Source organism: Salipiger mucosus DSM 16094 (assembly GCF_000442255.1).
Taxonomy (GTDB): Bacteria; Pseudomonadota; Alphaproteobacteria; order Rhodobacterales; family Rhodobacteraceae; genus Salipiger; species Salipiger mucosus.
The window spans coordinates 28,050-46,715 of record NZ_KE557285.1 but is presented as its reverse complement, the minus strand read 5'-3'; the positions used below and the strand labels follow the sequence as shown (position 1 = coordinate 46,715).

The window sequence follows — 18,666 nt, the reverse complement described above, 5'->3', positions numbered from 1 at the left end:
AGATATGGCGGTCTGCTGCCACGAGCAGCACATGTTTGCGAGGTAGTCTGTGGCAACACGGGCACGTCACCCCGGGGCGAGAGGCTCAACCTGGGCACGGCTAATGCGTCTGCGGCGACAACGCCGCGTGCAGACAGCCGTGACGCTTGGCCTCGTCGTACTTGGCCCGATCCTCGCCATGGCGACTTTCATGGCGATGGGGCCGCTCGACACGGGCCGGGGCGCGCAGACCAGCCTGCGGCTGATCTTGCTGGCCGATCTCGTCTACGTCCTGCTGATCGCGGCGCTCGTGCTGGCGCGGGTGGCGCGGATGATCGCCGACCGCCGCGCGCAGTCGGCGGGCTCGCGTCTGCACCTGAGGCTCACCGGCGTCTTCGCGGTCATGGCATTGCTGCCGACGGTCACCGTGGCGATCTTCGCGGTGCTCACCATCAATATCGGCCTCGAGACCTGGTTCTCGCAGCGCGTGCAGAACGTGGTTGGCGCCTCGCTGGCCGCGGCCGAGGCCTACGAGGACGAGCAGCGCGCCGGCCTGCAGGAAGATGTCACCGCGCTGGGAAGGTTCCTCGACGCCGCACGGCGCGCGAACTTCGCGCTGGATGACGGTGACCTGCGGCAGATCCTGGCGCAGGGGCAGGGGCAGGTGCAGCGCGGTCTGCGCGAGGCCTACGTGATCGACGGCACCGGCGAGATCCGGGCGCGCGGCGAACGTTCCTACCTTTTCGATTTCGAGCAGCCCTCGCAGGCGGCCTTCCTGCGCGCCGAGGAAGAGGGCATCGCCCTTGTCGCGGACTGGGAAAACTCCGAGCTGCGCGCGCTGCTGCCGCTCCAGGCCTTCGCCGACCGCTATCTCTACGTGAGTCGCGCGGTCGACGGCAACCTGCTGGGCTTGCTGGACGAGACGCAGGAGACCGCGCGTTTCTACCAGCAACAGGAAAGCGAACGGGGCCGGCGGCTCTTCGACTTCGCGCTGCTCTACCTGGGATTCGCGGTGCTTCTGATCCTCGCGGCGACCTGGCTGGGGCTGTGGTTCGCAGAACGGCTGTCCCGGCCCGTGGGCCGCCTGACCGGCGCCGCGCAGCGCGTGGGGGCGGGCGATCTCGACGTGCAGGTCAAGGAAGAGGAGGGCGACGACGAGATCTCGATGCTCGGCCGCTACTTCAACCAGATGACCAAGCAGCTCAAGGCGCAGCGCGAGACGCTGCTCGAGAACACCCGCCAGATCGAGCGCCGGCAGCGGCTCTTCGACTCGGTGCTGAGCTCGGTGACCTCCGGTGTCGTGGGCCTCGACGCGACGGGCCGCGTGACATTCGTGAACCGCTCGGCCGAACGCCTGCTGGGCTGGCAGGAGACCAAGTCCGAGGTTCCGATCACCGTGGCCGTGCCCGAGTTCGGCGCGCTCTTCGACAGGCTGCGGACGCAGGGGCTCGAAACCGCGCAGGAAGAGGTCAAGGTCAGCCGCGAGGGGCGGCTCGAACATCTGCTGGTGCGCCTTTCGGTGCGGCGCCGGGGCGACGGCGGGCTCGAGGGCTACGTGGTGGCCTTCGACGACGTGACCGACCTCGTCAGCGCGCAGCGCATGGCGGCCTGGGGCGACGTCGCCCGCCGCATCGCGCACGAGATCAAGAACCCGCTCACGCCGATCCAGCTGTCGGCCGAACGCATCAAGCGCAAGTTCCGGAAGGGCCTCGAGCCGCAGGATGCCGAGCGGCTGGACCAGATGACCGAGGTCATCGTGCGCCAGACCACCGACCTGCGCCGCATCGTCGACGAGTTCAGCAAGTTCGCCCGCATGCCCGAGCCCGACCGCAAGCCCGAGGACCTCGTCGAGATCCTGCGCGGTGCGGTCATGCTGCAGGAAAGCGGCCAGCCGGACGTGCGCTTCACCATCGACCTGCCCGAACGCGAGATGCCCGCCGAACTGGATGCGACGATGATCGGGCAGGCGCTCACGAACCTGGTCAAGAACGCGGGCGAGGCCATCGAGAGCCTGCAGGAAAAGGGCGCGCCGGAGGGGCATGGCCCCGAGATCCGCGTCACGCTCGAGGCCGAGGAAGAGGGCCGCGCGCTTGTCCGCATCATGGACAACGGCATCGGCCTGCCCGAGGACCGCGCGCGGCTCTTCGAGCCCTATGTCACGACCCGCGACAAGGGCACCGGCCTCGGCCTGCCCATCGTCAAGAAGATCATCGAGGAACACGGCGGCACGCTGACGCTCGAGGATGCGCCCGCCTTCGACGGCGCGGCGCACGCGGGCGCCATGGCCGTCGTCCGGCTGCCGCTCGGCACCGCGCAGGGGCGCAAGGCGGCGACACAGAAACTCACTACCGAACTGGAGGGGCAGTCATGAGCGACATCCTGATCGTGGACGACGAGCGCGACATTCGCGAGCTCATCGGAGACATTCTCGAGGACGAGGGCTTCACGACCCGGCTCGCGGGCAACTCCTCCGAGGCCATGTCCGAGGTCAACGCCGAGCCGCCGGGGTTGCTGATCCTCGACATCTGGCTCAAGGACAGCAAGATGGACGGGATCGACATCCTGAAGACCGTCAAGCGCGACAACCCCGACATTCCCGTCGTCATCATCTCGGGGCACGGCAACATCGAGATCGCCGTGGCCGCGATCAAGCAGGGCGCCTACGACTTCATCGAGAAGCCCTTCAACATCGACCAGCTGCTGGTGGTGATCCGCCGCGCGATGGAGACCTCGCGCCTGCGCCGCGAGAACCTCAAGCTCAAGCGGCGCGAGACCGAGGTGGCGCAGATGGTCGGCGACAGCGCCTCCTTCCGTGCGCTGACCGGCCAGCTCGACAAGGTGACGAAATCCAACGGCCGCGTCATGCTCACCGGCCCCGCCGGGGCGGGCAAGGAGGTGGCCGCGCGCTACATCCACGCCCATTCCGCGCGCGCGGGCGCGCCCTTCGTCACGGTGAACTGCGCCGGGGTTGCGCCGGAGAACATGGAAGAGGTGCTCTTCGGCCGCGAGACCGCCGACCGCGGGATCGAGCCGGGCCTGCTGGAGCAGGGCCACGGCGGCGTCGTCTACTTCGACGAGGTGGCCGACATGCCGCTGGGCACCCAGTCCAAGATCCTGCGCGTGCTGGTGGACCAGAGCTTCACCCGCGTCGGCGGCGCCGACAAGGTGCGCGTGGACCTGCGGGTGATCTCCTCGACCAACCGCGACCTCGATGCCGAGATCGCCGAGGGCCGTTTCCGGCAGGAGCTCTACCACCGGCTCAACGTGGTGCCGATCGCGGTGCCCAGCCTCGAGGACCGGCGCGAGGACATTCCGCTTCTGGCGCGCCATTTCATCGAGACCTTCAACGTCTCGCAGGGCCTGCCGAAGCGCGAGCTGTCGGACGAGGCCGTGGCGCTGCTGCAGACCATGGTCTGGCCGGGCAACGTGCGCCAGCTCAAGAACATGATCGAACGGGTGCTGATCCTGGGCGAGGGCACGGGCCCCATCGAGGCGCGCGAACTGCCGCAGGAGGCCCCCGCGACCGACGGCGCCGAGGGGCGCGTGGTGCTGTCCGGCGCGCTGGCGACCATGCCGCTGCGCGAGGCGCGCGAGGCCTTCGAGCGGGAATACCTGCTGACCCAGATCAACCGCTTCGGGGGCAACATCTCGCGGACGGCGGCCTTTGTCGGGATGGAGCGCTCGGCGCTGCACCGCAAGCTGAAGTCGCTGGGCGTGGTGACCGGGGCCAAGTCCGGCGGCCGCGTGGCTTTCGTCGAGGACGACGACGTGCAGCAGGCCGGTTGAGCATGCGCGCCGCTACATTTGCCGCCGCGCTGGGGCTGGGCCTCGTGGCGCTGGCCGGCTGCGACACCGCCGTGCCCCGCGTTGCCACCGCCGGCGCGAGTGCGCCCGACACGCGCACTTCCGAGGCCGCCCGCAGTGCGCAGATCGCCGAGGTGACCCGCGCGCTCATGGCGCTGGGGCCCGGCGTCGATCCGGCCGAGGCCGCGCGCGCCGCCGAGATCGCCGTGCGCGAGCCGCTCGACTGGGCACGCGAGTGGCAGGTGGTCGATCCACCGTTCCTGCACAACGTCAAGGTCGTCCACGGGCTGCGCGAGAAGGGCGTCTGCCAGGATTTCGCCGACGCGCTCGAGATCGCGTTGCACGCCGAGGGGTTCGGCACGCTCGAATTGCACCGCGCCATCGCCAATGCCCGCAATCCCAAGCTCGAACATGCCACGGTGATCGTCACCGCACCCGGCCAGGCGATGCAGGAGGGGCTCATCCTCGATCCCTGGCGGATCGGGCAGGGGCGCCTCTGGGTGGGACGGGTGACCGAGGATCCGCGCTACAGCTGGGAGAGCCGTGCCTCGGTGCGCGCCTGGCACAAGGCCTGGAAGGCGCGCGCGGGCGTGGACGGCTAGCGGACGCAGCGCAGGGCATGACCGGTGTCAATGCCGGCGCGCCGCGTGGGATGATACCGTGCCGCCCGTATCGCCTCGGGAGGCCCGCATGCAGACCAACGCACTTCCCCGCTACGACGACAGCGACAATCCCACCGGATGCTGCCCGCGCTTCGACCCCACCGGATGGGACGGGCGCAGCCTTCATTTCGAGGACAAGCCCTTCCTGCGTGCCACCACCCGCAGCGCCATGCATATCCCGCTGAACATGGGCCGCGTCTTTGCGCGCGTGCAGCGCCGGATGGAGGCAGCCGGTGCCTATGATCCGGAGAACTGCATCGTGCTGAGCCGCGATCTGTCGCCCTGGGAGTCCGAGCACCTCTTCGCCGTCACGGGGCCGGTGCCGGACGAGCAGATGGTCACGCTCTCGGGGAACTTCGTCACGAAGGTCTTCGAGGGCCCGTACCGCAATGCCAGGAACTGGCACGCCGAGATGACGGCGCTCGCGCGCGAGACCGGGGCCAAGGCGGACGAGGTCTACTTCTTCTACACGACCTGCCCGAAATGCGCCAAGGTCTACGGCCGGAACTACGTGGTGGGCGTGGCGCGCACAGCCTGACGCGCCCCGGCGCTGCCGCGATGGTCGCTCCCGTGCGCGAGCGCACCGCCCCGGAGCAGCGCGGCGGCCCGCGCATTGACCCCCCACGCACATCGTGCCATGCCAAGCGGATCGAGGCCGAGGGGCAGAGGCGCATGAAGGTCATCATTTGCGGCGCGGGGCAGGTGGGCTGGCAGATCGCCCGCCACCTCTCGGGCGAACGCAACGACGTCACCGTCGTGGACAACAACCCCGACCTGGTGCGGCGGGCGACCGACACGCTCGACGTGCAGGGGATCGCAGGCTTCGCGAGCTACCCCGACGTGCTGGAACGGTCCGGCGCGCGCGATGCCGACATGATCATCGCCGCGACCTATTCCGACGAGGTCAACATGGTCACCTGCCAGGTGGCCCACTCGATCTTCTCGATTCCGCGCAAGGTCGCGCGGCTGCGCTCGCAGTCCTACCTGACGGCGATCTATTCCGACCTCTACCGGCGCGATCACATGCCGATAGATGTCGTGATCTCGCCCGAGAAGGAGGTCGCCGAGGCCGCGCTCCAGCGTCTGGCGACCTCGGTCGCCTTCGACACCGAGCAGTTCCTTGGAGGCAGCGCAAAACTCGTCGGGCTGGTGATCGACGACGACTGCCCGATCGTGAACACGCCGCTGCGGCAGCTCTCGGACCTCTTCTCGACGTTGCGCGCGGTCGTCGTGGGCGTGCGGCGCGAGGGCACGCTCTTCTCGCCCGAGCCGGGCGACCAGCTGTTCCCGGGCGATGCCTGCTACGTCATCATCCACGCCGACGACATCCGGCGCACCATGGAGATCTTCGGCAAGTCGCTGCGCAAGAAGGAGCGCGTCATTGTGGTGGGTGGCGGCAACGTGGGCCTTGCCGTGGCCCAGGCGCTCGAGACGCGGGCGGAGCGCATCCGCGCCAAGGTGATCGAGCGTGACAGGCGCCGGGCCGAACTGGCCGCCGACGCGCTGGAGCGCACCATCGTGCTGCACGGCGACGGGCTCGACACCGGGCTGCTGCGCGAGGCGGGGATCGAGCGCGCCGACGCGGTGCTCTGCGTGACCGACGACGACAAGACCAACATGCTCGCCGCCGTGCGCGCCAAGGCCGAGGGCAGCCCCATGGCCATCGCGCTGGTCAACGATCCCACGCTGATCCCGCTGATGGAGCCGCTGGGCGTCGACGCATGGATCAACCCGCGGGCCACCACGGTCAGCTCGATCCTGCGCCACATCCGCCACGGGCGCGTGCGCTCGGTCTATTCCATCGGCGACGCCGAGGCCGAGGTGATCGAGGCCGAGGTGCTCTCGACCTCGCCGCTCTCGGGCAAGTCGATCCGCGACATCGACTTCCCGGAAGGCGTGCTCGTGGGCGCGGTGATGAAACAGGACCGCGTAGTCAAGATCACCGGCGGGCTGCGCATCGAGGAGGGCGACCGCGTGGTGATCTTCGCGCTCGCCAAGGACGTGCCGGAGGTCGAGCGCCTCCTGCAGGTCTCGATCGACTTCTTCTGAGCACGGCCGCCGATGACCGCCCTGTTCCGCCTGCCGCTCATCCTGCTGCTGACGGGCATTGCCTGCCTGTCGATGATCGCCCCGGCGGCGGTCGCCCTGGCGCAGGAGGAATTCCACGACGCGCGCAGCTTCTTCTACGCGGGCGTGGTCGGGCTGGTGCTGACCGCGCTGGTGGCGGTGGCCCAGGCGACGCGGCGCCAAAAGGGCAGCGCGTCGCGCCAGCTGCTCGCGCTGCTCGCGACCTTCGTGCTGCTGCCGGCGGTGCTGGCCGTGCCCTTCCACGAGGCGCTGCGCACGACCAGCTTCCTCAACGCCTACGTCGAGATGGTCTCGAGCCTGACCACCACAGGTGCCACGCTCTTTGCGCCCGACCGGCTGTCGGATGCCGAGCACCTATGGCGCGCGCAGGTGGGCTGGCTGGGCGGCCTGATGATGTGGGTCGCGGCGGCGGCGATCATGGCGCCGCTCACGCTGGGCGGCTTCGAGGTGACCGCCAGCGGCGAGCCGGGGCAGAGCGTCGACGTGGGCGCCGCGCATCAGGACAGCGCCGATCCATCGCAGCGCCTCGCGCGGAGTGCGGCGATGCTGGTGCCGGTCTATGCCGGGCTCACGCTTGCACTGTGGATCATGCTGATGGTGGCGGGCGACCCGCCGCTGATCGCGCTCAGCCACGCCATGTCGACGCTGGCGACCTCGGGGATTTCGCCGGTGGGCGGGCCCGCGCAGGCCCCGAGCGGGATGGCGGGCGAGATGATCCTCTTCTGCTTCCTGTTCTTCGCGCTCTCGCGCCTGACCTTTTCGAGCGACACCGGTGCCGCCGGCAGCCTCGGCCTGAAGTCCGACCCGGAGTTCCGCATGGGGCTCGCGATCGCCGCTCTGGTGCCGCTGGCACTGTTCATGCGGCACTGGATCGCCTCCTTCGACATCGGCGAGGAGCAGAACCTGGGGCTCGGCCTGCGCGCCCTCTGGGGCGGGATCTTCACCGCGATGTCCTTCCTGTCCACGACGGGCTTCGTCAGCGCCGACTGGGTCGCGGCACGCGACTGGTCGGGGCTGCCGACGCCGGGGCTGATCCTCATGGGGCTCGCCATCGTGGGCGGGGGCGTCGCCACCACCGCGGGCGGGGTCAAGCTGCTGCGGATCTACGCGCTCTACCTCGCCGGCAAGCGCGAGCTGGAGCGGCTGGTGCATCCCTCGTCGATCGGGCGCGCGGGCCTGCTGGCGCGGCGCATCCGGCGGCAGGGCGCCTTCATCGCCTGGGTCTTCTTCATGCTCTTCGCCATGGCCATCGCTGCCTTCTCGCTGCTGCTGTCGATCTTCGGCGCGGATTTCGAGAACGCCATGGTGCTGACCATCGCCGGGCTCACCAACTGCGGGCCGCTGGTGACCACCGCGGCCGAGGTGCCTCTGCGGCTCGCGAGCCTGGGCGCGGCGGCCAAGTTGACCTTCACCGCGGCGATGGTGCTGGGCCGGCTCGAACTGCTGGCGATCATCGTGCTGCTCAGCCCGGACCTCTGGCGCGACTGAGACCCGCTGCACGCGCGGCAGGCGGGGGGATGCGCGGGTGCCGCACATTCGGGCAGCCGTCATTTTTTGCACTGGAAGTTCCGCGACTGTGACTCCATACTCCCCGGACGAGGGCACGCCACAGGGCGGAAACGGCAAGAACAAAGGCAAATTCAATGGCTTCCGACAGACAGAACCTTCAGGACGCATTCCTCAATCACGTCCGCAAGACCAAGGTTCCGGTGACGGTCTTTCTCATCAACGGCGTCAAATTGCAGGGCGTGATCACCTGGTTCGACAATTTCTGCGTGCTGTTGCGCCGCGACGGCCAATCGCAGCTGGTCTACAAGCATGCGATCTCGACGATCATGCCCTCGCAGCCGATCAACCTCTATGATGGCGACGGCGGCGGCAACGATTGAAGGAACATGAAACTCCGGTGACCCGCGCCTGGGTCATTCACCCGGACATCCGATCCGACCGCGACCGACGCGATGCCACCATGGCCCTCGAAGAGGCCATGGCGCTTGCCGTTGCGCTGCCCGACCTCGTGGTCGCGGGCGGCGAGGTCGTGCAACTGCGCGAACCGCACCCCGGCACGCTCTTCGGCGCCGGCAAGATCGAGGAACTCGCCGAGCGCATGAAGGCCGAGGAGGTCGAGCTCGTCCTGGTCGACGGGCCCGTGACGCCGGTGCAGCAGCGCAACCTCGAGAAGGCCTGGGGCGTCAAGCTTCTGGACCGGACGGGGCTGATCCTGGAAATCTTCTCCGACCGCGCCGCCACGCGAGAGGGCGTGCTTCAGGTCGAGATGGCGCATCTCAGCTACCAGCGCACGCGGCTCGTGCGGGCCTGGACCCACCTCGAACGCCAGCGCGGCGGGCTTGGCTTCGTGGGCGGCCCGGGCGAGACGCAGATCGAGGCCGACCGCCGCGCCATCGACGAACAGCTCGTGCGCCTGCGTCGTCAGCTCGACAAGGTCGTGAAAACCCGCGACCTGCACCGCAAGGCGCGCGCCAAGGTGCCTTACCCGATCGTGGCACTGGTGGGCTACACCAACGCCGGCAAGTCGACGCTCTTCAACCGCCTGACGGGTGCCGAGGTCATGGCCAAGGACATGCTCTTCGCCACGCTCGACCCCACCATGCGGGCGGTGCGCCTGCCCACGGGCCTCGAGGTGATCCTGTCGGACACGGTGGGCTTCATTTCGGACCTGCCGACCGAGCTGGTCGCGGCCTTCCGCGCCACGCTGGAGGAGGTTCTTGCCGCCGACATCATCCTGCACGTGCGCGACATCGCCCATCCCAACACCGAGGAACAGGCCGAGGACGTGAGCGCGATCATGGCGTCGCTCGGCGTGAACGAGGCCGTGCCGCTGGTCGAGGTCTGGAACAAGATCGACCTGCTCGATCCCGAGGCCCGCACCGCGGCGCTCAACCGTGCCGAACGCGACGAGGATGTCTTCGCCGTCTCGGCCTGGACCGGGGAGGGGCTGGACGGGCTGCTCGAGGTGGTGACCGAACGGCTCCAGGGCGAGACCGTCGAGGAGGAAATCCGGCTGGCCTTTTCCGACGGCAAGCGGCGGTCCTGGCTCTTCGGCAAGGGTCTCGTTCAGGACGAGCAGCAGGACGAGCACGGCTACCTGCTGCGCGTGCGCTGGACCGCCAAGGACCGGGCGCAGTTCGACACCCTCTGAGGTCGGTTCCGGTCGGGCCGCCGCCGGTTTCAGGTAAAGAGCACCGTATCGCAGGCCACCACCGCGCGCGCGGCGTCGTAGCGCGCGAGGTGGTGGCGCGAGGGCGTCGCTGGCGTGTTCGCCCAGATCCCGAGCGCGAAGAGCCGCTGCAGGAAGAGCCGCGCCGCCGGATCGGTCGTGCGGTCGGCGTAGCCCTGCGCGATGGCGGCGGCATACCCGGTGACGTCAGGCCTTTCGCTGCGCGCCAGCGCGTCGACCAGCAGCCAGACCAGATCGCGATGCGGCTCGTCCTCGCGGTCATTCTCGAAGTCGAGGCCGACCATGCCGCCCGGCACCGGCAGCAGGTTGTCGAGATGCATGTCGCGATGCGTGACCGCGCGCCACGCCGGCCGGCCGCGGACGTCCGGGAACATCTCCTCGAGCCGCGCAACCTCGGCGCGGAAGGCCGTTGGGTCGGGGATCTGCCGCCGCCCCTCGGAATGCCAGTCCAGGAGCCGGTGCAGCCAGGCGATCTGGCCCTTGGGGCGAAACGGGTGGTCGCGCGCCTCCGGGGCATGAAACGCGCCCAGCCAGCGCCCGGCGCGGTGCAGGGCGTCCTGCCGCGCGGGTTGCGAGAGGCTCGGCCACAGTGCCGAGAGACTGGGCGTGTCGACGTGCTCCATGCCGAGGCAGAGCGCATCGGTGTCGAAGAACAGCACCACCGGCGCGCGCCAATCTCCCGTCGAAAGCTGCGCGAGGACGGTCCGCTGACGGGTGACCTGTGCCGCGGCCTTCGCGGCGAGCCCGGGGGCCCAGAGCTTCAGCACCAACGCCTCGCGCGGGTGGCGGGCGACGAAAACGAGGCTCGCCCGCGCGCCGTCCGGTCCCAGCGGAGCCAGATCGTAGGTCCGGCCCGGCCGGTGGCGGGCCAGGACAGCGCGGGCGGTCCGGCGTGCCGCGTCGGGATCCAGCCGCGCGGCGGCGTCGTTCACGGGGTGACCAGCCGCGTCACCCCGACCGAGGCCGCGCGGGCGAGGTCCTCGTCCAGCGACATCGGGATGTATTCGCCCCGCCGCCAGAGCTGCCCCAGGTCGTCGTAGTGGCGCGACAGGAAGTGGCCCGACTGCCCGGTCGAGGAGATGAAGACCGACGAATCCGGGTCCGCGAAATCGTAGACGCCGCGATAGGTCGCGCCATGCACGTTGGCGAAGGGGTCCCGTCCGTGCCCCAGCGTGAGCCCGCGCTGAAGGGTGAAATCGCCGCCCGAAGTGCTTTGCCGGATGTTGGTGAAGTAGCGCAGCACCGGCACTTCGCCCAGCACCGGGTGGTCGTGGCGCGCCTGGTGCGCGTCGCCCCAGCGCAGGCTTTCCAGCGCCGAGCCGTAGCGCTCGTCGATCCAGACAAGCGCGTCGTCCAGCGCGAGCCGCGCGATGTCGGTGCAGGTCTCGGTCGGGGCCGAGCGGACCACGTCGCACCAGGCGCTGGCGCCGTCGACATCGCGGAAGACGCGCTCGATGAAGAGCGGGCGGATGTGGTCGTAGTCGTCCGCCAGCGGCCCGAGGTCGTCTCGGATCAGCCGGTCCTGCAGCGCGCGCAGCCAGGCGGCGTAGATCAGCGGCTCGGGCAGGTGCTCGTTCATCTCGCCGTTCCAGTTGGCGAGCAGGTCGAGCGCACGGCGACGGCGGCGTTCGGGCGTGCCCTCGGGCGCGGCCTCGCCGGTGTACCACAGGTCGCGCCCGATCAGCGGCAGCAGCGTGCGCGCGGCGGGCGAAACGGTATCGAGCTGCGCCTCGATGAAGCTGTCGCGGGTATGCACCGCGCGGCCCTGCATCATCGCGCTCCAGCGCTGCACGCGCTGGCTGTCGCCCCAGTCGTAGCTGATGTGGCGCGGGAAGGGGCGGTCGATCACCTTGTTGTTGGTGTTCCCGACGATACCTCCCTCGGGGTCGATCCAGCGCGGGTTGGCGCTGTCGGGCAGGATGCCCTGCCAGCGGTTGCTCTCGATCCAGCCGGGCGAGGGCATGCGGCCCTTCGACTGGTGGGCGGCGTCGCGCTCTGGCATGGCGCCGACGAGCTTCATGCCGATGCTCTCGTCGTCGATCACGGTCAGCATCTGGGCGGGCGCCACGTAGGTGTCCGACCGCTCGAAGGCGTCCTCGACGGAGTCGGCCTTCATCAGGCCGATGGCCGCGCTCATCGAGGTGTCGGTGTCGGACAGCGCCGTCCAGGCCAGCGAGACGACATGCCCGGGCGGCGTGATCCCGGCGAGGTCGAAGCGGCTCTTCGGCAGCACGGGGCCGTTGTCGGTCCAGCGCAGGGTGACGGTGACCGGGGCCGCGTCCTTGATCTCGACAATGGAGCGGCGCGTGCGGAAGCGTTTCCAGCCATCCGGCGTGCGGTAGCGCTCGTTGTTCTCGGGGTCCAGTTCCTCGATGTAGAGGTCCTGATCGTCGAGGTAGGCCGAGGTGATGCCCCAGGCGAGCTGCTCGGAGCGGCCCAGCAGGATCGCCGGCACGCCCGGGATCGTGCCGCCGATGACCCCGCCCGTCGCGAGGTCCATCCGCGCGAGATACCAGGTCGAGGGCGCGGTGAAGCCGAGGTGCGGGTCGTTGGCAAGCAGCGTCCCGCTGCCCGCCGTGCGCCCGGTCGCCGCGGCCCAGGCGTTGGAGGCGCCGGCGAAGTCCGGCTCGGGCACCGGCGAAAGCGGCCCCTCGGGTCGTCCCTGCGCGAACTGTTGCCCCTTCGCGCCCGGGAAAAGCTGCGCGTATTCCGGCAGGGCGGCCGTCCCCGCGCCGGGGATCTCGGGCAGGATGTCCTCGAGCCGTTCGGCCTCCGGCAGACGCAGCGAGGTGCGCGCGCGCAGGATCTCGTTCCGGAACTGGCCCGAGAGCTGCAGCGACATGAGCTTGACGATGGCAATCGAATCCGCGGGCTGCCACGGAGCAAGCGGCGCGTTGAAGAGGAAGAACTCCGGGGCGCCGCGGCCGAGGCTGCGGTCGTTGACCTCCTCGATGCGGGCGTTGACGCCCGCCGCGTAGGCCGCGAGCGAGTCCAGCGTCGCGCCGTCCTGCGCCTCGACCGAGCGGACCGCCAGCGTGTGCAGATCCAGCCTGCGCATCAGCGTGTCGGTCTCGACCGTGCGGCGCCCGAAGATCTCCGACAGACGTCCCTGGACGGTGCGCCGCATGAGCGTCATCTGCCAGAGCCGGTCCTGCGCGTGGGCATAGCCCAGCCCGAAGAAGGCGTCGCGGTCCGACCGCGCGAGGATGTGCGGCACGCCCGCGTTGTCGCGCACGATCTCGATATCGGCCGTGGTGCCGGCGACCGCGAGGGTCTTGTCGTAGTCGGGCAGGGACCGCGAGGCGAGGTAATAGACCAGCCCCACGGCGACGAGCCCCAGCAGGACGGCCGTCGAGGCGAGCCGGAGCAGCCATCGGAAAAGAAGCGCCATTGGCAGGATGATCCCGTCTGTCGTCTTCATTCGGGAGTATCGCGCCGCCGCCCCCTTGCCAAGGGGCGGGCCAGCGGCGACAAACGCGCAAACGATTGCGATAACGGGAGGGTGAAGCATGGCGAAATGTGCATTCCTGGGGCTCGGCGTGATGGGATACCCCATGGCGGGCTACCTGGCGAAGGCCGGACACGAGGTGACGGTCTACAACCGCACTGCTGCCAAGGCCGAGAAATGGGTCAGCGAATACGGTGGCGCGAGCGCCGCGACCCCGCGCGAGGCGGCCGAGGGCGCCGAGTTCGTGATGGCCTGCGTCGGCAACGACGATGACCTGCGCGAGGTCTGCACCGGGACGGATGGCGCCTTTTCCGGCATGTCGCAGGGCGCGATCTTCGTCGATCACACGACGGTCTCCTCGATGGTGACCGAAGAGCTCGCGGCCGTCGCACACGACCAGGGCTGCGGCTTCGTCGACGCGCCGGTCTCGGGCGGACAGGCAGGGGCCGAGAACGGCCAGCTCGTGGTGATGTGCGGCGGTGAGCAGGCCCATTACGATGCCGCCGCCCCGCTGATCGACTGCTACGCCAAGCTCTGCAAGCGGCTGGGCGGCCCCGGCGCCGGCCAGCTGTGCAAGATGGTGAACCAGATCTGCATCGCGGGCCTCGTGCAGGGCCTCTCCGAGGGGCTGGCCTTTGCCGAGAAGGCGGGCATCGACGGGCGCGACGTGGTCGAGGTGATCGGCGGCGGCGCGGCCGGGTCCTGGCAGATGGTCAACCGCTACGAGACCATGCTGGACGACAAGTTCGACCACGGCTTCGCGGTCGACTGGATGCGCAAGGACCTCAAGATCTGCCTTGCCACGGCGGACGAGGTGGGCGCCTCGCTGCCCGTCACCGCGCTGGTCGACCAGTTCTACAAGGACGTCCAGAAGATGGGCGGCGGCCGCTGGGATACCTCCAGCCTCATCAAGCGACTCAAGGCCTTCGACTGACGCGGGCAAGGCACCGGCGCGGGCAGTCCCCGCGCCGGTGGCACGCGGTCGGTTCCCGCGCGGAAACCGCCGCCCGGACAGGCGCCGATATTCGCCCGGCCGTCATATTCCATATTGTCTTTTCCACACCCTATCCCTTATGCTCACCGATGGGCCAGCCGCGCCCTCAGCGCGGCGGCCGAGAGTTTCGCTGCGTCGGAGCGTCCCCTCAAGGACCCGGCGCAGACCGATCGGGCCGCAAGGCCACCGAAGACCGCCCGGACCGCGACATGCGGCGGGCCGCAAACAGGCGCAGACGGACCGGATCACGATCCGCGGACCGGACAGGCGTCGGAGAAGAAACGCGATGAAGCGCGCGACGCAACAGAGGCACCCGGGCGAAGACGCAACGTCTTCCCGTGCCTGCGCGCCGCCCGTCGCCCAGACAAGCCACGCCACATCCCGCCTCCGCCCGCCAGGGCGGTGCTTCGATGTGCCGTGCAGACGGACAACATGGCAAAGAAAATGCTCATCGACGCCACCCACGCGGAGGAAACCCGCGTCGTGGTGGTGGACGGAAACAAGGTCGAGGAATTCGACTTCGAGTCGGAGAACAAGCGTCAGCTAGCCGGCAACATCTATCTCGCCAAGGTCACGCGCGTGGAGCCGTCGCTCCAGGCGGCCTTCGTGGATTACGGCGGCAACCGCCACGGCTTTCTCGCCTTCTCGGAAATCCACCCGGACTATTACCAGATCCCCGTCGCCGATCGTCAGGCGCTGATGGAGGAAGAGGCCGCGCTCGCCGCCGAGGAAGAGGACGAGGACGACGCAGCGCGCGGCCGCTCCAAGTCGCGCTCGCGCCGCTCGCGGTCGCGTGGCAAGCCCGAGGCTCGGGCCGAGAAGACGACCAGCGCGGACCAGACCGCGACGGCCGAGGTCTCCGAAGAGATCTCGGGCATGGAGACCATCGACCTCGGCGAGGGCGATGCCTCCGAAAACGGCGAGACTTCGACCGAGGCGCTGACCGACGAGACGCCGGCAGCAACCGAGGCACCGGCGTCCGAGACCGCCGAAGCAGCCCCGGAAGCAGAAGCGCCCGAAGCCGAAGGCGAGACCACCGAGGACAGCGCGGAGGCCGCGCCGCAGGAGGTGGAAGCCCCCGACGAGGCTGGTGCCGAGGACGATGCCGAAGGCGATGCCAAGGCGCGCACCGACGACAGCATCGAGAGCGTTGCCGACGACGACACCGAGGAGGACATCCGTCCCCGCCGGAAGGCGCGTGCGCGGAAGTACAAGATCCAGGAGGTCATCAAGGTCCGCCAGATCATGCTGGTGCAGGTCGTCAAGGAAGAGCGCGGGAACAAGGGCGCGGCGCTGACCACCTACCTCAGCCTCGCGGGCCGCTACTGCGTGCTCATGCCCAACACCGCGCGCGGCGGCGGCATCAGCCGCAAGATCACCAACGCGACCGACCGCTCGAAGCTCAAGCAGATCGCGCAGGAAATCGACGTGCCCAAGGGCGCGGGTCTCATCATCCGCACCGCGGGTGCCAAGCGCACCAAGACCGAGATCAAGCGCGACTACGAGTATCTTCAGCGTCTGTGGGAACAGATCCGCGAGCTGACGCTCAAGTCGGTCGCGCCCGCGAAGATCTACGAGGAAGGCGACCTCATCAAGCGCTCGATCCGCGACCTCTACAACCGCGAGATCGACGAGGTCCACGTCGAGGGCGAGAAGGGCTACCGCATCGCCAAGGACTTCATGAAGATGATCATGCCGTCCCACGCGAAGAACGTGAAGCACTACGTCGACCCGATGCCGCTTTTCGCGCGCTACCAGGTCGAGAGCTACCTCAGCTCGATGTTCAACCCGACCGTGCAGCTCAAGTCGGGCGGCTACATCGTCATCGGCGTGACCGAGGCGCTGGTCGCCATCGACGTGAACTCCGGCCGCGCGACCAAAGAGGGCTCCATCGAGGAGACCGCGCTCAAGACCAACCTGGAGGCCGCCGAGGAAGTGGCGCGCCAGCTGCGTCTGCGCGACCTTGCCGGCCTGATCGTCATCGACTTCATCGACATGGACGAGCGCAAGAACAACGCTGCCGTCGAGAAGAAGCTCAAGGACAAGCTCAAGACCGACCGTGCCCGCATCCAGGTGGGCCGGATCTCGGGCTTCGGCCTGCTCGAGATGTCGCGCCAGCGCCTGCGCCCCGGCATGATCGAGGCGACGACGCAGCCTTGCCCCGCGTGCCACGGCACCGGCCTCATCCGCTCGGACGACAACATGGCGCTGAACATCCTGCGCCAGATCGAGGAAGAGGGCACCCGCCGCCGCTCGCGCGAGGTTCTGGTGAAATGCCCGGTGGGCATCGCCAACTACCTGATGAACCAGAAGCGCGAGCACGTCGCCCAGATCGAGGCGCGCTACGGCATGGCCGTGCGGATCGAGGGTGACATGCACCTTGTCTCGCCCGATTTCTCGATGGAGAAGTTCAAGACCGCGACGCGCAGCGTGCCCGAGGTGGCCGCGCCGGTGGTCTCGGTCGACACGTCGCTGATGGACGACATCGACGAGAGCTCGGCCGCCGAGGAATCCGAGGCCGAGGCCGAAGAGCAGGCGCCCGCCGCCGAGACGCAGCCCGAGGCCGAGGGTGGCAACGGCGACGAGTCCAAGCCCAAGAAGAAGCGTCGGCGCCGCCGCCGGTCGAAGTCCCGCAACAAGGACAACGGCAACGGTCAGGACAACGGCAACGGCAACGGCGAGGAGTCGGGCAACGGCGACGACAGCGGCAAGGCCGAGGTGGACGCCGAGAGCGCCGAAGCCGAGCAGGCCGAAGCCGCACCGCAGAACGCTGAAGCGTCCGAGGCCGCGCAGGACGAGAGCACGAAGCCCAAGAAGCGCACGCGCCGCACGCGCTCGCGCGCCAAGTCCAAGGTGCAGGAAGGCGAGGGCAGCGCTTCGAGCGAGGGTGATGCCGGTGCCGAGGGTCAATCCCCGGCCACCGAGGCCGAGGCCCCTGCGGCACCTGCCGAAGCCGCCGTGGCCGCTGAAGCCTCGGAAATCCCGGCCGAAGCCGCTCCTGAGGCCGCCGCGGCACGCCCGCAGCCCGCAGAGTCGGGCGAGGCGCCCGAGGTTGCCGCAGAACCAGCGGCCGTGCTGACCGACGAGGCCGAGACCCCGGCGCCTGTCGAGGAGAGCCCGGCAGAGCCCGAAGCGGCGCCGGTCGAAGAGGCTCCGGCGGAGCCCGTCGCCGAGGTGGCGCCGGCGCCCGAACCGGAAGCGCCCGCGGACAAGCCTGCAGAGGCCGAACCCGCACCGCAGCCGGCGGCCGAAGAGCCGGCCCCCGCGCCGCAGCCGGAGCCCGAGCCGGCGGCAGAAACCGCCAACCAGGACGAAGCGGCCAAGCCGAAGCGCCGTGGCTGGTGGTCTGTCGGACGCTGACGGCCTCGGGTCATCGAATGTGAGAAAATGCAGGCGCCCCGGGACAATCTCCCGGGGCGTTTTGCGTCAGGCGCCGCGTTCGATCAGCCAGACGGTCGCGCTGCCTTCGCTTTCCGATCCGATCAGGCGATGCCCGGCCTCGGCGCAGAAATGCGGCAGGTCGATCACCGCGACGGGGTCGTCGGTCGTCACCCGCAGCCGGGTGCCGGGGGCCAGCGCCAGCAGGCGCTTGCGTGTCTTCAGAACGGGCAGGGGGCAGAGCAGCCCCGTCGCGTCAAGCTCTTCCATGCGGCGCGAATTACGCCGCGGCGGCGGCGCTGTCCACGGGGATGTGACGCCGCGCCGCGTGACGCCCGCGCCGAATTGCCCTAAGCCCGTTGCATGTTCGGAATCGACCTCTTCGACGCCAGCCTCCTGCCGGCGATGTTCGTGGCCCTTGCGGCCGGCGTGATCTCGTTTCTCAGCCCATGCGTGCTGCCGGTGGTGCCGCCCTACCTGGCCTACATGAGCGGCGTCTCGGTTGCCGAGATCAGCGGCGGCGCGCATCGCAGCCGCGCGCTCCTGCCGGCGCTCTTCTTCGTGCTGGGCTTGTCGACGGTCTTCCTGATGCTGGGCTTCGCGGCCTCGGCCATCGGCGCGGCCTTCCTGCAATACCAGGAGGTGCTGAACACCGCCGCGGGCATCGTGGTGATGATCTTCGGCGCGCATTTCGTCGGCGTCTACCGCATTCCCTTCCTCGACCGCGAGGCGCGGCTCGACGCGGGCGACCGGGGCGGTTCAGCGCTCGGCGCCTACGTGCTGGGGCTCGCCTTCGCCTTCGGCTGGACGCCCTGCATCGGCCCGCAGCTGGGGGCGATCCTGTCGCTGGCCGCCTCCGAGGCCTCGGTCACGCGCGGCACGCTGCTGCTCGCGGTCTATGCCGCCGGGCTCGGCATTCCCTTCCTGCTGGTCGCGGCCTTCCTCGGCCGGCTCACCGGGGCGATGTCCTGGATGAAGCGCCACATGGAGCGGATCGAGCGGATCATGGGTCTGCTGCTCTGGACCATCGGGCTGCTGATGCTGACGGGCGGCTTCTCGTCGCTGTCCTTCTGGCTGCTCGAGACCTTCCCGGCGCTGGGTCAGCTGGGCTGAT

14 protein-coding genes are annotated in these 18,666 nt (G+C 69.4%); 11 read left to right on the top strand and 3 right to left on the bottom strand.

What is annotated here, in order from left to right:
• Positions 1-103: 103 nt before the first annotated feature.
• The 8 genes from SALMUC_RS24470 to hflX all read left to right on the top strand — a co-directional run bounded on the left by SALMUC_RS24470 (position 104) and on the right by hflX (position 9,693).
• Complete coding sequence (locus SALMUC_RS24470) at positions 104-2,350, top strand: sensor histidine kinase NtrY-like (protein ID WP_051156023.1); 2,247 nt, start codon at positions 104-106, stop codon at positions 2,348-2,350.
• Positions 2,347-3,765: a nitrogen assimilation response regulator NtrX gene (ntrX, locus tag SALMUC_RS24465; protein WP_020039978.1), complete on the top strand. Its 1,419-nt coding sequence runs from the start codon at positions 2,347-2,349 to the stop codon at positions 3,763-3,765. The genes SALMUC_RS24470 and ntrX overlap by 4 nt, the downstream gene beginning before the upstream one ends.
• A gap of 2 nt (positions 3,766-3,767) precedes the next feature.
• Complete coding sequence (locus tag SALMUC_RS24460) at positions 3,768-4,385, top strand: hypothetical protein (RefSeq protein WP_020039979.1); 618 nt, start codon at positions 3,768-3,770, stop codon at positions 4,383-4,385.
• A gap of 88 nt (positions 4,386-4,473) precedes the next feature.
• Complete coding sequence (locus SALMUC_RS24455) at positions 4,474-4,983, top strand: hydrolase (RefSeq protein ID WP_020039980.1); 510 nt, start codon at positions 4,474-4,476, stop codon at positions 4,981-4,983.
• A gap of 134 nt (positions 4,984-5,117) precedes the next feature.
• A complete protein-coding gene (gene trkA, locus SALMUC_RS24450) occupies positions 5,118-6,494 on the top strand; it encodes a Trk system potassium transporter TrkA (RefSeq protein WP_037372911.1) in 1,377 nt (458 codons plus the stop codon).
• A gap of 12 nt (positions 6,495-6,506) precedes the next feature.
• Positions 6,507-8,021: a TrkH family potassium uptake protein gene (locus SALMUC_RS24445; RefSeq protein ID WP_020039982.1), complete on the top strand. Its 1,515-nt coding sequence runs from the start codon at positions 6,507-6,509 to the stop codon at positions 8,019-8,021.
• A 155-nt stretch (positions 8,022-8,176) separates the two neighbouring features.
• Positions 8,177-8,422 carry an RNA chaperone Hfq gene (gene hfq, locus SALMUC_RS24440; RefSeq protein WP_020039983.1) on the top strand — a complete coding sequence of 82 codons (246 nt, stop codon included), beginning with the start codon at positions 8,177-8,179 and terminating at the stop codon, positions 8,420-8,422.
• Between the two features lie 17 nt (positions 8,423-8,439).
• Positions 8,440-9,693, top strand: a complete 1,254-nt coding sequence (gene hflX / locus SALMUC_RS24435; RefSeq protein WP_020039984.1) for a GTPase HflX — start codon at positions 8,440-8,442, stop codon at positions 9,691-9,693.
• 29 nt (positions 9,694-9,722) lie between these two features.
• Here hflX and SALMUC_RS24430 read toward each other — a convergent pair whose 3' ends face one another.
• Together SALMUC_RS24430 and SALMUC_RS24425 are read right to left on the bottom strand one after the other, a co-directional pair.
• Positions 9,723-10,664, bottom strand: a complete 942-nt coding sequence (locus tag SALMUC_RS24430) for a phosphotransferase family protein (RefSeq protein ID WP_020039985.1) — start codon at positions 10,662-10,664, stop codon at positions 9,723-9,725.
• Positions 10,661-13,123, bottom strand: a complete 2,463-nt coding sequence (locus SALMUC_RS24425; protein WP_020039986.1) for a penicillin acylase family protein — start codon at positions 13,121-13,123, stop codon at positions 10,661-10,663. Before SALMUC_RS24425 ends, SALMUC_RS24430 begins: the two co-directional genes overlap by 4 nt.
• Positions 13,124-13,241: 118 nt before the next feature.
• Here SALMUC_RS24425 and SALMUC_RS24420 point away from each other — a divergent pair, with 118 nt between their 5' ends.
• Both SALMUC_RS24420 and SALMUC_RS24415 read left to right on the top strand, forming a co-directional pair.
• Positions 13,242-14,114 (top strand): NAD(P)-dependent oxidoreductase, encoded by an 873-nt coding sequence (locus tag SALMUC_RS24420; protein WP_020039987.1) that lies wholly within the window; start codon positions 13,242-13,244, stop codon positions 14,112-14,114.
• A 492-nt stretch (positions 14,115-14,606) separates the two neighbouring features.
• Positions 14,607-17,534, top strand: coding sequence for an Rne/Rng family ribonuclease (locus tag SALMUC_RS24415; RefSeq protein ID WP_020039988.1), 2,928 nt, complete (start codon positions 14,607-14,609; stop codon positions 17,532-17,534).
• Between the two features lie 66 nt (positions 17,535-17,600).
• Here the strand turns inward: SALMUC_RS24415 and SALMUC_RS24410 are convergent, their stop codons facing one another.
• Positions 17,601-17,822 (bottom strand): sulfurtransferase TusA family protein, encoded by a 222-nt coding sequence (locus SALMUC_RS24410; protein ID WP_020039989.1) that lies wholly within the window; start codon positions 17,820-17,822, stop codon positions 17,601-17,603.
• A 93-nt stretch (positions 17,823-17,915) separates the two neighbouring features.
• Between SALMUC_RS24410 and SALMUC_RS24405 the strand changes: the two genes are divergently transcribed.
• Positions 17,916-18,665 (top strand): cytochrome c biogenesis CcdA family protein, encoded by a 750-nt coding sequence (locus tag SALMUC_RS24405; protein ID WP_020039990.1) that lies wholly within the window; start codon positions 17,916-17,918, stop codon positions 18,663-18,665.
• The last annotated feature ends 1 nt before the right edge of the window (position 18,666 follow it).

Coding starts and splice junctions, on each gene's coding strand:
- SALMUC_RS24470 (WP_051156023.1), top strand. CDS start 104: ATGCGTCTGCGGCGACAACGCCGCGTGCAGACAGCCGTGACGCTTGGC.
- ntrX (WP_020039978.1), top strand. CDS start 2,347: ATGAGCGACATCCTGATCGTGGACGACGAGCGCGACATTCGCGAGCTC.
- SALMUC_RS24460 (WP_020039979.1), top strand. CDS start 3,768: ATGCGCGCCGCTACATTTGCCGCCGCGCTGGGGCTGGGCCTCGTGGCG.
- SALMUC_RS24455 (WP_020039980.1), top strand. CDS start 4,474: ATGCAGACCAACGCACTTCCCCGCTACGACGACAGCGACAATCCCACC.
- trkA (WP_037372911.1), top strand. CDS start 5,118: ATGAAGGTCATCATTTGCGGCGCGGGGCAGGTGGGCTGGCAGATCGCC.
- SALMUC_RS24445 (WP_020039982.1), top strand. CDS start 6,507: ATGACCGCCCTGTTCCGCCTGCCGCTCATCCTGCTGCTGACGGGCATT.
- hfq (WP_020039983.1), top strand. CDS start 8,177: ATGGCTTCCGACAGACAGAACCTTCAGGACGCATTCCTCAATCACGTC.
- SALMUC_RS24425 (WP_020039986.1), bottom strand. CDS start 13,123: ATGGCGCTTCTTTTCCGATGGCTGCTCCGGCTCGCCTCGACGGCCGTC.
- SALMUC_RS24420 (WP_020039987.1), top strand. CDS start 13,242: ATGGCGAAATGTGCATTCCTGGGGCTCGGCGTGATGGGATACCCCATG.
- SALMUC_RS24415 (WP_020039988.1), top strand. CDS start 14,607: ATGGCAAAGAAAATGCTCATCGACGCCACCCACGCGGAGGAAACCCGC.
- SALMUC_RS24410 (WP_020039989.1), bottom strand. CDS start 17,822: ATGGAAGAGCTTGACGCGACGGGGCTGCTCTGCCCCCTGCCCGTTCTG.
- SALMUC_RS24405 (WP_020039990.1), top strand. CDS start 17,916: ATGTTCGGAATCGACCTCTTCGACGCCAGCCTCCTGCCGGCGATGTTC.